12 protein-coding genes are annotated in these 14,777 nt (G+C 52.0%); 4 read left to right on the top strand and 8 right to left on the bottom strand.

From position 1 onward, the window contains the following. From A6X21_RS09660 to A6X21_RS09650, 3 genes are all read right to left on the bottom strand, one after another. On the bottom strand, nucleotides 1-944 hold a 944-nt coding region (locus tag A6X21_RS09660; protein ID WP_205847443.1), incomplete at its 3' end, for a chorismate-binding protein. After that, nucleotides 941-2,410 (bottom strand): DUF6513 domain-containing protein, encoded by a 1,470-nt coding sequence (locus tag A6X21_RS09655; protein ID WP_068847423.1) that lies wholly within the window; start codon nucleotides 2,408-2,410, stop codon nucleotides 941-943. The genes A6X21_RS09660 and A6X21_RS09655, both read right to left, overlap by 4 nt. A 77-nt stretch (nucleotides 2,411-2,487) precedes the next feature. After that, nucleotides 2,488-3,270, bottom strand: coding sequence for an SDR family NAD(P)-dependent oxidoreductase (locus A6X21_RS09650; RefSeq protein WP_083233499.1), 783 nt, complete (start codon nucleotides 3,268-3,270; stop codon nucleotides 2,488-2,490). 693 nt (nucleotides 3,271-3,963) lie between these two features. On the opposite strand from A6X21_RS09650, the gene A6X21_RS09645 reads away from it, so the two are divergent. The 3 genes from A6X21_RS09645 (at nucleotide 3,964) to ndk (ending at nucleotide 6,372) form a co-directional block, all read left to right on the top strand. Beyond that, nucleotides 3,964-4,359 carry an ArsR/SmtB family transcription factor gene (locus A6X21_RS09645; RefSeq protein ID WP_013110292.1) on the top strand — a complete coding sequence of 132 codons (396 nt, stop codon included), beginning with the start codon at nucleotides 3,964-3,966 and terminating at the stop codon, nucleotides 4,357-4,359. Between the two features lie 236 nt (nucleotides 4,360-4,595). Further along, nucleotides 4,596-5,747 carry a glutamine-hydrolyzing carbamoyl-phosphate synthase small subunit gene (carA, locus tag A6X21_RS09635; protein ID WP_068847418.1) on the top strand — a complete coding sequence of 384 codons (1,152 nt, stop codon included), beginning with the start codon at nucleotides 4,596-4,598 and terminating at the stop codon, nucleotides 5,745-5,747. Nucleotides 5,748-5,907: 160 nt separating this feature from the next. Next, on the top strand, nucleotides 5,908-6,372 hold the full coding sequence (ndk, locus tag A6X21_RS09630; RefSeq protein ID WP_013110290.1) for a nucleoside-diphosphate kinase: 465 nt from the start codon (nucleotides 5,908-5,910) through the stop codon (nucleotides 6,370-6,372). A gap of 124 nt (nucleotides 6,373-6,496) precedes the next feature. On the opposite strand, the gene A6X21_RS09625 is transcribed toward ndk, so the two are convergent. Beyond that, on the bottom strand, nucleotides 6,497-6,967 hold the full coding sequence (locus A6X21_RS09625) for a RidA family protein (protein ID WP_068847416.1): 471 nt from the start codon (nucleotides 6,965-6,967) through the stop codon (nucleotides 6,497-6,499). Nucleotides 6,968-7,328: 361 nt separating this feature from the next. On the opposite strand from A6X21_RS09625, the gene A6X21_RS09620 reads away from it, so the two are divergent. Then, nucleotides 7,329-8,405 (top strand): TlpA family protein disulfide reductase, encoded by a 1,077-nt coding sequence (locus A6X21_RS09620; RefSeq protein WP_165603743.1) that lies wholly within the window; start codon nucleotides 7,329-7,331, stop codon nucleotides 8,403-8,405. A 30-nt stretch (nucleotides 8,406-8,435) separates the two neighbouring features. Here A6X21_RS09620 and A6X21_RS09615 read toward each other — a convergent pair whose 3' ends face one another. The 4 genes from A6X21_RS09615 to A6X21_RS09600 form a co-directional block, all read right to left on the bottom strand. Next, a complete protein-coding gene (locus A6X21_RS09615; RefSeq protein WP_165603742.1) occupies nucleotides 8,436-10,271 on the bottom strand; it encodes a TolC family protein in 1,836 nt (611 codons plus the stop codon). A 20-nt stretch (nucleotides 10,272-10,291) separates the two neighbouring features. Then, nucleotides 10,292-11,737, bottom strand: coding sequence for an HlyD family secretion protein (locus tag A6X21_RS09610; protein WP_083233497.1), 1,446 nt, complete (start codon nucleotides 11,735-11,737; stop codon nucleotides 10,292-10,294). Between the two features lie 112 nt (nucleotides 11,738-11,849). After that, the gene (locus A6X21_RS09605) at nucleotides 11,850-14,126 is read right to left on the bottom strand and encodes an ATP-binding cassette domain-containing protein (RefSeq protein ID WP_068847409.1); all 2,277 of its coding nucleotides are present in this window, start codon (nucleotides 14,124-14,126) and stop codon (nucleotides 11,850-11,852) included. Between the two features lie 37 nt (nucleotides 14,127-14,163). Further along, nucleotides 14,164-14,718: an ArsR/SmtB family transcription factor gene (locus A6X21_RS09600; protein ID WP_068847407.1), complete on the bottom strand. Its 555-nt coding sequence runs from the start codon at nucleotides 14,716-14,718 to the stop codon at nucleotides 14,164-14,166. Nucleotides 14,719-14,777 lie beyond the last annotated feature (59 nt).

Here is a 14,777-nt window from a genome sequence, read left to right as displayed (position 1 = left end):
CAAACCCCACTGGTCCAAAGAAGCATTGGCGGAGTGCTGATCGCCGGTTTGTACGAACTTCCTGCGAGCGCGCCGACAACGCTTTGCTTTTCGATCTTGAGAAATCGTTCCGGAGAAGCACTCAATAAGGACCATGCAGGCCTTTGCCAGAATGCCATGAATGGCGAAGGATTGTGCTGACGGAGTCTCTCCCAGATCTGCAGGCTGGGTATGGTCTGTGGAGTCAATAAACGCTGAGTCAGGTTGGCCTGAAAGATGTCGCCCGCCCGGATGTATTCGATCACGCGTTCGACCGCCTGAAGATAATCCTCCCGACGAAAGTTACTCCAGATGTTGTCGCGTCCAGCTAATGCAAATGAGGGTGCAGAGAGGCTTTCCAGTGAGCGACGGCTCGTGTCTGCCTCCTGGGGAATCTGAGGATTTAAATCAGTGACCTTCTGCTCGAGCAAATTCATCAATTGACGGGCACGCGCTGTCGCTCTTTTTGCACGTGCAGCCGGTTCAATTTCGGGCCAGCCTTGAGAAATCAACCAACCTCGATTTTCAATATGATCCCAGGCGAATACGACATCGTAAAAACTCTTCGAGAAATCCGGGATGAGAAAGTCACGATGTCTTGCGGAAGGCATGCGGTCAAATGCCCGACCAGCTTCGTAGGAAAGCACTCCGGTGAAGCCACCCTGAAAAGGTGGGAGTTCCGGCTGCCGCTCGAAGGGCAGATTCTTCATCACCTCAGCAATGGGGCTCAAAGGATCTGTCAACGCCTGGACGTTGTACTCATCGCCAGATTGCCAGGGGTCGGCCATGACATACGAGTATCTGCCCAGATGGGCGTGTTGAACAGCACTTTCGAGTACACACAGTCCATCAAGTGACGCCAGTCGATGGGTCACGAACCGGGGGTGCATTTCCGCAGTCAAGGGAATGACAACAGGGGGGATCATGCAGGACGTCCCTCCTGTCTTTGATTTTCTAAGGTCATGTCCTGAGATCGATCCAACTGCTGTCGACGTTCTTGCTTACGACGTTCTGTTGCACTGATTTCTGGTTCGGTGAGAAATCCCCAGCGGAGAGATTGATCCTGCTGGTAATGTTTGCCAAGTGTTAATGCGGTCTTGGCTTTGCAGAGTTCGTAGCCAAGGTAAAAGGCATGTTCGGCAGTCAAAGTCCCCACACAGGCGATCATTCGATCATAGACTTCGTACGGGTCATTTCCATGCCAGTATCCATCGCGATTAAACAAGTGGATCTCGCCCCGCTCGGCAAAAATGCGAAAGTTCGGGTCTGTGACCAACTGCCTTAAATGCGCCAGGCCGGCTTCGCCCTGCTCTTTCAGTTTAGGGTCCCGCAAAAGAACGAGGCTTCCGCCCAGATGCTTGGGCACCCGTTGTTGCTCAATTGCGCAATGAGTCAGCCGCCGTGCAATCTCAAACTCCCGGATGGAAGATCGACTCCAGTTAATCACTTCGGTTGTCAGAATGCTTTCAATCCGCCACTCCGTACATAACGCTGCCAGTAGAAAGTTGACTCCAGAACTGTCGACTTCGGTCATCTCTGTCAGGTTCCCCACCCCCATCATCATTTGATCAGCGGGGAACTGCTGGCGTATTTGCCGAAAACGACTGATCGATTCTCCAAATCCGAATCCGATGGGTTCCAGAATGGGATCGAGGCGAAAAGGAGTCCCTGAACTGAGAAACGCCTCGCGAGTGGTGACGAGTGTCTCCAGATTCTGAGGATGATCAGGAACCAGGACAAATTCGGCACTGGTGGATTGTGCCCAGTCGCAATTGGATGAGTTGGCGCTCAAGACAAGGTTGACTCCGGAGCCGACAGCCCGCTGAACTTCGTCTTGTGAGAAACTGTCAATCGACAGTCGGAAGCCGTGTCGATGCAGCGTTTGAATCGTGGTTTCGAGTTCGGGCCAGGCCACTCCCGGAAGACAACCGAGATCAATCACGTCAGCACCTGACGCGCGATAAGACTCCGCTTGCCTCAGAATCTGATCCAGAGAGAGACGGGGGGCGTGATTAATCTCCGCGAGTATCTCAATTTTATGTTTCGTGAGATCTGGTGGCGTCTTTTGATCCTGTCCAAAGAACTCCGGCAGGTCAAACAGATCTTTCGGACCGCGAATGACTGGGACTCCCAGAAACTCATGCAGTGGATTCAATTCCCCCTCGACCGATCCTGGAATGATTGCCTGATCAAATACTCTGTCGTCAAACTGCGATTCTTTGAGTTTTCGCAGCATCCATGGCGTGGTCATCAGTGCGGCAACCGTGATCCCCAGCACGCAAATCTCGAAATCAAAATTGGCTTTTTTAGAAAGGGGAATAAGCGTCTGGCGAAGCGAATGCTCTGCCAGTTTGCCAGTGATGAACAGCAATCGGGGACGAGGTTTTTCCAAGACGAGGTCACGTCATTCCAAAAGAAATGCAACGAAATTCCATACGGCAGATTTTGACTCTGAAATGGATCATTCTATCATCGAATCGCACCGCCGTTGACGTTAATCACCTGTCCGGTGATAAATGAGGCCTCTTCGCTGACCAGAAATCGGACTGCCCGAGCGATATCCTCTGGCAATCCCCATCGTTTCAGCGGGGTCTCGCGCATGACCCGTTCTTGCCAGACCGGGCTGGCGGTTTCTCCCCAGGCGGTTTTGATCCATCCGGGAGCGACACAATTCAAGCGGACTTCGGGGGCAAAACTGACTGCCATCGAACGGGTCAATCCCATGACAGCATTCTTGGCTGCAGCGAAAAGTTCACCACTTTCCCCCTCCATGCCTCGATCTGCCTGATCCCAGCCGATGTTGATGATGCACCCTTTGCCCCGAGATTTCATGCGTGTGGCGATGTCGCGGGAAAGCTGATAGGTTGCGCGAACATCAACTGAGTGCAAAAGATCAAGTTTGTTGACGGCTGGAAGGCGAGCTTCTTCGGTCGTCAGGAGATCCACGCCGGCATTATTGACCCAGATGTCAATCGATCCCATCTCTGACCATGCCTGTTCGGCAAAAGATTCGACCGCATCGTTGTTCCGCAGGTCTGCCTGAAAAATATGCGTTGTCCCTCCATGAGAGTGGATTGACTTTCGGATTTCCTCTATTGAATTGATCGATTTTCGAGAGTGTAAGCCGACCGTTGCCCCTGCTTGAGAAAGTTCCAGAGCAATTGCCTTTCCAATACCAGAGGAACTCCCGGTGATGACTGCATTCAGCCCGTGTAAGCTGCAGAATGCTTTCTTTTCAGGCATATTTGTCATCGCTGACGTGCTCCACTGGGCAAGAAAAAGCTCATGAAAAGACCATGAGAACGGCATCATAACAGGCAGCGAACATATCCACACAACAGAGTGTCCACATGTGTGGCACACAATCTGCTGTTAATATTTGGTGCCGGAACAGAAAAGATGATCTGTCACAAATTCAGTGATCGTTTATGAAGGTGTTTTAACATCAATTGCGACAGAGATTTACATTTCTACCACTTTTGGGAGAAATGCTTGTTGTGGTGAGAGTGTTGTTGACGGACTGTTCTCCAGGTTGCAAAATACGATGGCGAAACAATCAGTCAAACGACATATTTAGGAATACTGATGTTGGTTTGGCAGATTTCGTGTAATAGGATCATGCGAAGCTGCTAAGTTCTTGCAAGTGTTTTGAGCAACTCTGAGGCAATGGTCTCAGGAAATGTTGAGTCAGTGTGGTCAGAGTTGCTCGATTGCTGTAGGTCAGCTTCACAAATCAATAAGAGTTGTTAAGTCAGTGAGTCGAGATCGCTTTTAAAACTGAGATGTCGGTTCTGGTTTTTTTGATCGGTGTGTTTGATTCCAGGCACCAATTTAACTCTGAGTGCTGATGGATTTGGAATAGTAAAACTTTGACCTGACTGATTTCACCCGCCGAATGGATCGGCGACACTCAGTCATGGTCCTTTTCAGTAGAGAGCGAATATAATGATTTCGAATGTTGCCGAACCTTTGGTTGAAAAAGGTTCATCCTTCCCGGACCTGTCGACTCAGCTTGAGAAGGACCTCGTTCAGGTCTTTAAGCTGCTGGCCGACGAAACTCGCCTGCGTATCCTGATGTATCTGATGAAGGATCAGGAACTGCATGTGACTGCCCTCTGCGAGCGCCTGGGCCAGAGCCAGCCAGCAGTCAGCCATCACCTGGCTCTGCTCCGCGTCGCCGGTCTGATTGAGGCCCGTCGCGATGGTAAGCACAATTTCTACAGCGTGCGGCAGAAGCACTTCCACCGCATTATGGCCGAACTTTTCTCCAGTATTGGCGACGGCGAGCGTGACCGCATCCGCTTCAAAAACTTCGTGCTGTCACAGGAAGAAAACGCTTAAGGTTGCTTCAGTTCTGGGATCATCCCGGACGTGATAGCGCAGAGACATTGAGACTTGAAGTTTTGATCACTTCAAAAGCTCCGCAAATTGAGAGGAACCGTAGTGAAAACACTGCGGTTCCTTTTTTTACATTCATGATCGCGATACGCTTTCATGACGCTTGGAATCTGTGTGATGTCTTGAACTTGATCAAAGCCATATTTTAAGGCTTTCCAGGAAAGGTGAGGCGCTGTCTGATGTCCCAAGAGGCTAAGTCTTCAGCTTGTCTGGCATTGGCAGACGGATCCGTTTTTTTTGGCTCTGCGTTCGGTGCCTCGGGTGAGGTGACGGGCGAAGTGGTCTTTAACACAAGCATGACAGGTTATGGCGAGATTCTGACGGATCCCTCCTATTGTGGTCAGATCGTGACCATGACCTACCCTTTGATCGGGAATTACGGCATCAATTTCGAAGATGTGGAAAGCAAGGGTCCTCGCCTGAGGGCTTTTGTGGTTCGTGAGTTATGTCGAGCCCCCAGTAACTTTCGTTCAGAGCTTTCTCTGGATGATTATCTGCGCAAAGCCGGAATTATTGGCCTCGAAGGGATTGATACCCGCTCGCTGGTTCGACGCTTACGCAGCCAGGGAGCTGTCACGGGAGTGCTTTCCACTATCGATCTCGATCCACAGTCGCTGATTGCCAAAGCACAGGCTGCACCCAGCATTGTTGGTCAGGATCTTGTTCAGGAGGTCATGCCCGCTGCGAGTTTTTCCTGGACCGAAAAGCTGGGTAACTTCGCGACGCTGGCTCCACAGGATTCCCAACCCACCCGCTATCACGTCGTCGCGATTGATTACGGCATGAAGTGGAACATCTTACGACATTTGACCCAGGTGGGTTGTCGTGTGACGGTTGTCCCGGGCACTTCCACGGCAGCAGAAATTCTGGCTTTACAACCAGATGGGGTCTTTCTGTCGAATGGTCCTGGTGATCCAGAGCCGCTGACTTATGCGATACGGACAATTCGCGAATTGCTGGGTAAACTCCCGATCTTTGGCATTTGCCTCGGACATCAACTCCTCGGGCTGGCTGCTGGAGCGAGAACCTATAAGCTAAAATTCGGTCATCGTGGTGCCAACCAGCCCGTGATGAATCTGCGGAACTCGAAAGTCGAAATCACCTCGCAAAATCACGGTTTTGCGATCGATGCTTTGACTTTGCCAGCAAATATCGAGGTCACTCACCGAAATCTGAATGATCAGACAATCGAGGGAATGCGCTTGACCGATCAACCCGCTTTCAGTGTGCAGTATCATCCGGAAGCTGCTGCGGGGCCACATGACAGTGCTTATCTGTTTGAAGAGTTTTGCAGTCTGATGGATCTGTCAGCCGGGAAAAGCAAGGCCTGATTCGGCATAGTTCTCTCTCAGGAAGCAGCGGGAACCATGACTGCCCGCAGAGAACACCTGACAATCGATACGCTGGTTCTGTCTGTCGTTTCATACATACCTGCTTGAAAAATTGACTTGTCTTTAACTCACACTCTTTAGTCTTTGGGATTCGAAAGAAATGCCTACGGAACGTACTCTTGTCCTGCTGAAGCCAGATGCTGTTGCCCGACGCCTGGCAGGGCCTATTCTCACTCGTTTTGAGCAGAAGGGCCTGCGCATCGCAGCTCTGAAGCTGATTCAGGTCACCCCGGAACTGGCCAAGAGGCACTATGCTGAACATGTCCAGAAGCCATTTTATCCCATGCTCGAAAGCTTCATTACTGCTGGCCCGACAGTGGCTTTGGTTCTCGAAGGCAAGTCAGCGATTAGCGTTGTTCGAGGCATGATGGGCCCGACCAATGGTCGCGATGCCGCACCGGGAACCATTCGTGGCGATTATGGAACGAGTCGGCAGATGAATCTTGTCCATGGAAGTGATGGCCCCGAAGCGGCCGCGAAGGAAATCGCAATCTACTTTCAGCCGCATGAAGTGGTGGATGCCACTGAGCCACTTGCGCCCTGGTTGTCGGCTGGTGACGAGTAAATCATATTGATCATGGCTTGGCAGTCCCCTTTCGACTGCTGGTGGTAAATTTTCAACGCGTGTGACTCAGGATGAAGTTGAGTCACACGCGTTGTTCATTGGCAAGTCATTACTTGCCGAGAAGTCAATCTGGCTTGATGGAAACCCAGACTGCGACTTCGACAGCCGCATTCAAAGGAAGTTCGCTGACTCCGACGGCGACTCGGGTGTGTCGGCCGGCCTCTCCAAAGATTTCCAGCATCAGGTCGGACGCACCATTCACGACAGCAGGTTGGGAACTGAATCCCGGGGCCGATTGCACAAATCCGTCAATTTTCAGTATCCGCTCAATGCGATCAATTGAGCCAAGTGCCTTTTGCAGGTGGGAAAGTGCATTCAGTGCACATTGCCGGGCAGCTTTGGCGGCATCTTCGACAGAAACTTCTGAGCCCACTTTGCCTGAATGCAGCACCAGACCATTTGCCATTGGTAACTGACCGCTGGTGATCGCCATCTGGTTTGTGATCGTGACCGGGATGTAAGAGGCAATGGCCACTGGAGGTTGAGGCAGTTCGATCCCTAACGTTTGGAGACGCTGGGTGTATTCATTCGACATGGAGTTGATTCCTTGAGTGCTGCTGATGCGGAGTGCCGGGAGCTTGTTGTTGAATCCGCTCCAGAACTGACCGGCACGAGTCTCTGGGATTCTCAGGGTGTTACAGTGATAGCATCACAACTGCTGCCTGAGATCTCCGCAAGTGACTCCCATGACGAGTCTTTGCGAAATGGATGGTTTTTGAGAATTGTGTTTGCGATGTTCGCTGGGCAACGAAATGATACAGAGGTCGTTGTTAGATCAATGGCTGTCGATGAATCGGGCGGGATATCCGTATTTTGCAGATGCCGCAAAGCCCGCGACTGTTGATGTCCTTCCGTGTCCACAGGTGTGAGTGAGTCCGTTGATGATCGCAAAAAACATGACCGGTAAGACATGTTGGTCCGCTATGCTGCTGGCCTTTGTATTCGTTGTGCAGGTGGCTGATACTCGCATGGCACTGGCCCAGCCCCCCTTGCCCAAAAATCCTGCTCAGTGGGTCAATTCACAGCCATTGAGCTACGAACAGCTTCGCGGGAAAGCCATTTATCTGGTGTTTTTCGAGGAAACCTGCCCCAAATGTCGGGCCGCATGGCCGGATATCCTTTCGGCTGCCAAATCCAATGAAAAGCTGCCGGTCGTCTTTATTGCCGTGAATTCCGGAACGCAGCGAGCGGAAGTTGAGCGATATGCTCAACAGGTAAAAATCAACTGGCCAATCATCGTTGATACAGATCGCAGTTTTGAAAAAGAATTCGCCAGCAGTTCTGTGGGAGAAATCAGCCTGCAGAACATTCGCCAGATTCGTGGAATCAGCGCATCTGGAAAAATTGAGAGCTTGCCTTACGATGACTACAGTGATGCCATCAAGGGACTCGCTCAGGGGGCCACATGGAAAGTCGAACGTGCGGAAGTGCCACCGGAAATGATTCCACTCTGGCAGCAGGTTGAATTTGGTGCTTACGGCGGTGTTGCCCAGCCACTGAAAAAGGCGGCCCTTTCGAATCGCCCAGAGGTCAAATCGGTGGCAGAAAAAATGCTCGCAGTGGTCGATGCCGAGAAGCAAGAGTTAGAGAACGAAGCATTGGCTTCTGCCGAAGCGGGTAACAAGTTCAAGGCTTATGAGCTACTGCTCAAATTGAACGATACCTTTAAGGGCTACCCGCTTTCGGATGGTGCCACCAAGTTGAAGAAAGATCTGCCGAAAGATCCCCAGGTTAAATCTGGTCTGGCTGCCCTTAAGCAGATTCAGAATATTGAGCGACAACTTGCGAATGCCAAGCCACAGCTTAAAGAAAAGCTGGGTGAGCAATTATCGAAGATGGTCACTGATTATCCTGAAACACAGTTGGCAGATCATGCGGCTTCACTGCTCAAAGGGGCCGGTTTAGATGTTCCAGAAACAGGTGGCGCTGCCGGTTCGCAAAATCCCCCCGCCATCAAATCGGGAACCTTTTAGTTCGACTGCTGTGTGGGCTGTGTTTATCAATCAGTTCGCTGGTGCCAGAATTTCTTCGGGGAGTTCAGCCGCAGTTGCGGCCTTATAGTCGGCCTCTGCGGCGAAGTAGCCCAGCAGGGCGAGAACTTCCTGAACACGAGCATCAAAGGTGGCTTGCTCGCGCAGGTTCAATCTCAGGAGGTCGCTGGCACCCTCATTCAATCGAATCGTTTCAAATCGTTGCATCTCTTCGTTGAGGCGGACAGAAGCACTGGCCTGTCCGATGGCACGGTAGGCATTTTCGAGAGCAATGACGGCTGTGCGAACTTCAACCGAGATTTTATCAGCAGTGAATTGGCGTTTGGCCATATTCTGGGCCAGCTTCCCTTCGACCATCATGATTTTGCCGTTGGCGTTTCGACGTTGCAGAGGAACAGTAAACTGTAAACCGGCTTCTCCCTGAAAGGGACCTTTATCATTGATTGAGCTGGTTGGCCCCCCCACATCTTTTGTAGCCAGGACATGGGCACCCAAGGTGGGTAACAGTTCGTTCTGTGCCCTTAGCAACTCGATAGATAGTTGCTGACGGTCGAAATCAAGTGCCAGCAATTCCGGCCGGCGAGAGGTAGCGAAGGCAATATCGGCTTCCAGCACCTCGGGAGTCACCAGCATCGGAGTTGGAAACCTCGCAGGCAGCATGCTGTTGGGGGGGATAAAGGGATTGCCAGCAGCATCTCTCAAATAGAGTGAGAGCTTGACGGCCGAGCTTTGAAGCTTTTGTTCCGCTTCAATCAGCTTGACCTGTCTGGCCACAATCAAACGCTGGTTATCAATAATGTCTGATTCGGGACGATCACCTTCCTGAACTGTTGCGCGGATCTGTTGATCTCGATCCAATGCCAGTGCCTGGAGCTCACGGGCCACTCGCAGCCCCTGCCCGGCAGCCACCCACTCCCAATAGGCAATTGTACTGTCACGAATAAACTGCAGGAGCTGGGTTTTAATCTCCGGTTCGACTTTCGATTGACCAACCTGAGTAATCCAGAGTTCAGCGCGGCGTTTATCAATGGCACGGTTCTGCAAAAGTGGGATGGCCAGGCCAGCCATGAACTCACCGCCATCATTGGTTTGGCGATTTCCGTACCAGGGTTCAAAATTACCACGACCCGCACGATACCCGGCAATGACTTCTCCACCATTCTGGAGCACGGGTTGAGCAATATCGAAACCGTTGCGATAGGTCTGGTAGTAGCCCAGAGGCTGGTTGTTCAGATCAGCATTCAGCTTGAGGTCGAAAGCTCCTTGAGCAGCGAGATTGGCTCCATTGGCAATATTGCGGCCATACAGGGCATTTCTCAAAAGCGGAAACGACATGTAGACCGAGTCGATGACACTGGTGAGTACCAGTGGCGGACTGACTCGCTCATCACCAGCGATCGGGATTTCATCAGCATTCCCGGGGCTGGGAGGGATCTCCTGACGGATCCTTCCGGGGAGCAAGGATCCCTCCATAAACTCATCTCCTCCACCGGCGGGAGGAGTACTGACTTGACCCGATGAGGACGATGCTTCCTGTAAAGCAGCGGTCTGCTCGCTAGCAGTTGTCACTGCACCTAAAGTTTCGGCATCCTGCACTTCAGAATTGGCAAGTTGAATCGTGGAGGAGGTCTCGTCTGCAGGCACCTGATCGTCTGGAGTTTCAGGTGGCAAGGTCGTCTTGCTGGTGGTGTATCGAGAACTGGTCTCTTTGCCGGTGGTGGTTTCTTCGGAGATCTTGTGATTGGCGACGGTCGATTTCTCGACCGACGACGATGCTGGTGAGATGGAGCGAACCACACTTGTACGAGCGGTTGAGCATCCGGCTATCACCAGGCAACCAACAAGCATCCATGCTTGTCCGGATCGCGTCATTTTTTCCCTCGAAGAAGTTTGTCGTCCGATGAACTCTTGTAATCATCCAGTTGAATTGCGGGTGGGAATCCGTTGAGTTGTCTCCAGAGTTCCTGCCCGATTGTGACCCGATCCAACAACACCCAGGCTCTGGCCCGAATCCCCTGCCTCAAGACATTGGCTGTGGGCCAAGGTCTTGATTCATCTGGATCAGGCAATACCAGCACTCGAAATTTACCAATTCCGTCATCCATCGAATCAACGACAGCAACAACACCACCGAAGGTTCCGACCGCGACTGAAGGCCAGCCAGAAAATTGAACCGCAGGCCAGCCTTCAAATTGCAACCTGACTTTGCGATGCTGGCCATCTTTAGATAGCGAGGCGACCAGCGGTGCATCATTTCCATCGACCTTGATTTCGACAGCACGATCCGCAGTTAATGGAACGAGTTCCAAAAGCGGCGTGCCTGCCGAAATAATTTTTCCTCCCTGAAAGTTTGTCAGTCGCAGGACATACCCATCAATCGGGGCTACCACCGACTGTACTTGCAACTTTTGTTTAGCTTGGATATCGGCGATCTCCTTCTCGGTACTGGCGATATCTCCCAACGACTTCTGATAAACGGCCCGTGCTGAGTCAATCTTGGTGATCGCCTCACGAATCTTGTAAAGTCGCTCAGCCTCTTTAGCCGACAGCTCGCTCTTCGCTGCTTCAACATAAGCGTTGGCCTGTGCCAGTTTCGCCTGTTCCTCTTGAGCTTTTCGCTCAGCAATTTCGACTTCGTATCGAGATTCCACCTTCTGTTCAAAGAGCTGAATGCGTCGAATGCGATCTTTCTCAGCCTGCTCGTATGCGGCAGTAGCGGCTTTCAGGTTCTGCTGCTCAGCAAGCAACTTCTGCCCAGCCATTTTAATGAATTCATCCTGGGCAAGTTCCGTCTGGTTGCGAATGGCTTCAAACGCTTGAACCTGTTGTTCGTAGGCAATGGCAATTGTCTTTTCTGTCTCGAGTTTACGCTGAGTGGCCATCAACTGTTCTTCGAGGCGAAAAATCAGAGCTGAGTCGATGACCTCAATATCCATGAGGACTTCGCCCTTTTTGACAATCGCGCCTTCGACCAGATCAGGGCGAATATTCGTAATGCGACCTCCAATAGGAGCATCGATTTCCTGCAGGCGATGATTGGGATCGTAAGTGATCACTCGCCCGGAACCGACAACGGATTGCTGCCAGGGTGCGAACATCATGACAATCAGACTGATGGGCAATGCCCACAGAAGTGCTGTCGAGATCCAGCGAATTGTGCGGATCGGCTGGGCCAGTTGGAGTGCCGGAAAGTTCTGGGCTTGCCACGTTTCGCCAACGTTCCAAAGCCCCAGAGTATTGTCATGGTGACCATGATGCCCGCCAGCGGGCACAATTGCGCCCTGAGGTGTGGTACTGATTTGTGTGGAAGCCATGTTTCACTCCTTCCGAGCGAATCGTGGATAATTTTCGTGATTCAGGCCGGGCCCGTTATTCAGTCAGGACATCTGCAAACTCTTATCTGGAAACGAAGCTCGATCCGGCATTCTAGGTCGCAGGTAAGGAGGGTTGACGAGGCACTTTTAAAGGTCGGGATTCGGCATTATCCATCTCGATGGTCTGGTCGCATAGTGCGGCAATATCGGGCCGGGAGGTAGCGATGACCGTGGTCCATGTTCTATCAGGAGCAAAAAGGACGCCCAGCAAACGCTGCCGCAAGTGGTCGGGCAAGCCATCCAGCCATCCGTCAATCAGAAGCAGACGCGGAGAACCAGCCATCGCTCGTGCGAGCATCAATTGCATCTGTTCTGTTGAAGAAAGCGGTTCACCTTTGGCCGACAGCTCGGTATGGATACCGCCGTGTAATGTTTCAATTCGAGCCATGAGTGCGACATCTTCGAGTCGTCGCTTGACGGTCTGATCACTGACATCGGGTCGATGCAAATGGACGTTGGTGGCAATGGAAGCTGACAGAATCTCAGGCATCTGGACGAAAGCCACCTGTGATCTGACAAGATCTTTACGAAGATCATTCAGTGGTAAACTATCGAGCTCGATGATGCCCTCGAATTCATAGGCCTCTCCTGCCAGGGCAGAGAGAATTTTTGACCGATGCTCCGGCTGATTATCCAGTATGGCGAGCGATGAACCCGGAGTCACTGTGCAGGTCAAATGGGGAGTCATCCAATGCCCGGCGCCAGGCGGATGGCCCCAGGAGACATTTCGCATATCGAGAGCGATTGGTGCCCGTGATTCAGGCAACAAGACTCCTCTTTGCTGGGTCACGGGCAGGTCGAACAGATGGCCCAGCTTGTTCACCGCTGCCATGAGATCGAACCATTCTTCAAGATGCTTACCGAGTTTCAGAAACGAACCCACAATGGTGGCGACAATCAGTTCGGCAGCGACGAGTTGGCCGAGTGTCAGTTGTTCTCGAAGTACAAGATAACCACCCAGGCCCAGCAGGGCGGTGGCTGCGACAGCCTGAAGCACTGCCAGAGCAATATATTGCCTGAGAACAATGGTGAAGTGAGTTTGTCTGGCATTGAGATAACGGGTGCAAAGGGCATCGCTGCGTTGCCATGCCAGAGCAGCCCCATCAGGGGTGCGGAAGATTGCGGGGACGCGAACGAGTTCTTCGAACCAGGCCAGTGCCATGTATTTATTGTTCGATTCGTCGATAGAAGTTCTCACCCCTCCCCGTCCCATCGTCAAAATGATAATCGACAACAGCACGATCAGGACGAGGTCATAACCGAGAAGAAATGGATGATAGAATGCCATCAAAGTCATACCGACAATTGTCGCCAGCACGATCGCTAATCCATCCACGAGCAGGCTGCTGATGACTTTCTGAAGCGTCACGACTTCCAGAAACCTGTTAACGAGTTCCTGTCCGTCATGATGCAGCCATTCGGATTCTTTGACTCGCGGAAGCCGCCATGCCAGGTCGGCAGTAATGCGTGTGAATAGGCGGCGCTGGATCACTTCTGAAATATAGATCTTCAGAATCTGGAAGGCGCCGAGCAGACTCAGAAGCCCCAGGAGGATAATGCTCAGAACAATAATTGGCTGGAAGACTCCGCCAAAAGTCACCGCGCGGACAAGTTGTTGAGCCGCTAGTGGAGCCGAGACTGATAACAGGCCAGCCGCACACGCCATCAGGAAAACCGTCCAGATTTCATTTTTTTCCGGCGCGATCATCCGCAGCAGACGTTTCCAGGGAGGCTGGTGATGCTCGTGGCCGGCTCCCAGCCCATCGATATTCGGCTCAAAAACGACGCAGCGCACAGCAACCAGTGGAAAACTCTGGACGAAATTGAGCCAGGGCAAATCTTTGCCGTAAAGCTCGTTGGCAAACTCCATGGCGAGAGTTTTTCTTCGTCCCGAGACGACGAACAGCTTTTCAGTCAGCTCGGGTGCGGCTTTTGAAGATGGAGCTGAGACGCTTGGAATTGGCTCAGTGCGGCAAAGGGCCACACCGCCATGTTTCGCAAGTGCATGAACTTCACTAATCGTCAGATCCATGAGCCGGATGGCTAAACCATGAGATCTGGCAACTTCGATGGCCCACTTCCACCACTTACTGTCGAAGTCACCCTGCCAGCACCGTGCAGCGGCTTCGAGCTCTCGTTGAACGATCAGAGGTTCCCACGGATTCTCGGTGAGTCTGCCGAATTCGACCAGTGCGCCGGCCAAAGCTGCACCCTGGCTCCTACCCGATGAGAAGCTCTCGGTTTCATCGCCGTAGTCACTTCGATCAGTCTCCGCGTGGCGGAGTTCCCCCGGCTCAGCTCTCGATGTCGAAGATGATAATCTGCTCACAACCAATGCTCTCCAGGAGATTCAATTTTGATGCAAATTATGTCGGAAAGGTTGTTGAGGAGTCTGACAAATCCGTCGGTTTGTCGGCCACAACCGTTTCTGAAAAATCTGTTTGATTGAAGTCGCGATGTTCACCGAGTGAAGTCTGTTCCGGCAAGCGTTCGCTCAATTTTCCATGGGAGCTGGATGGCTCTGGCTGAGCGATGGCCTTCTGCTGCAGAATGTGTGCCTCCCAACTCATCGACGAACTGGCGCTTGCGGATGCATTGTTGCCAGTCCCGGAGTTCTCCATTGGATCTGGAGAAGGTTGATCGAGGAACACATTTCCCATTTTCAGCCATTCAGCCAGCCGGGGGTTGGCCAGCCGGTAATAAACATGCCTGCCAGAACGGCGTTCTTTGAGCAATTTGCGGGTTCTTAAGAGTGCCAGGTGTTGTGAAACACCGGAGTGGCTGATTCCTAGCAACTCTTGCAGGGAATTGACATTACGTTCACTGTCTCGCAATTCTTCCACAATCTGGACGCGGCAGGGATGCGACAGGACTCCAAGAAGCTCGGCCATTTCCCTGGAAGCAACAGTCGAGGACGGCATCGATCGACACCTTTCGATGTTTGAATCTGTGTACGGGTTACTGTTACGACTGTAGATAC

It is taken from the genome of Planctopirus hydrillae (assembly GCF_001707835.1).
Lineage (GTDB): Bacteria > Planctomycetota > Planctomycetia > Planctomycetales > Planctomycetaceae > Planctopirus > Planctopirus hydrillae.
This window is presented reverse-complemented; position numbering and strand designations above follow the sequence as displayed.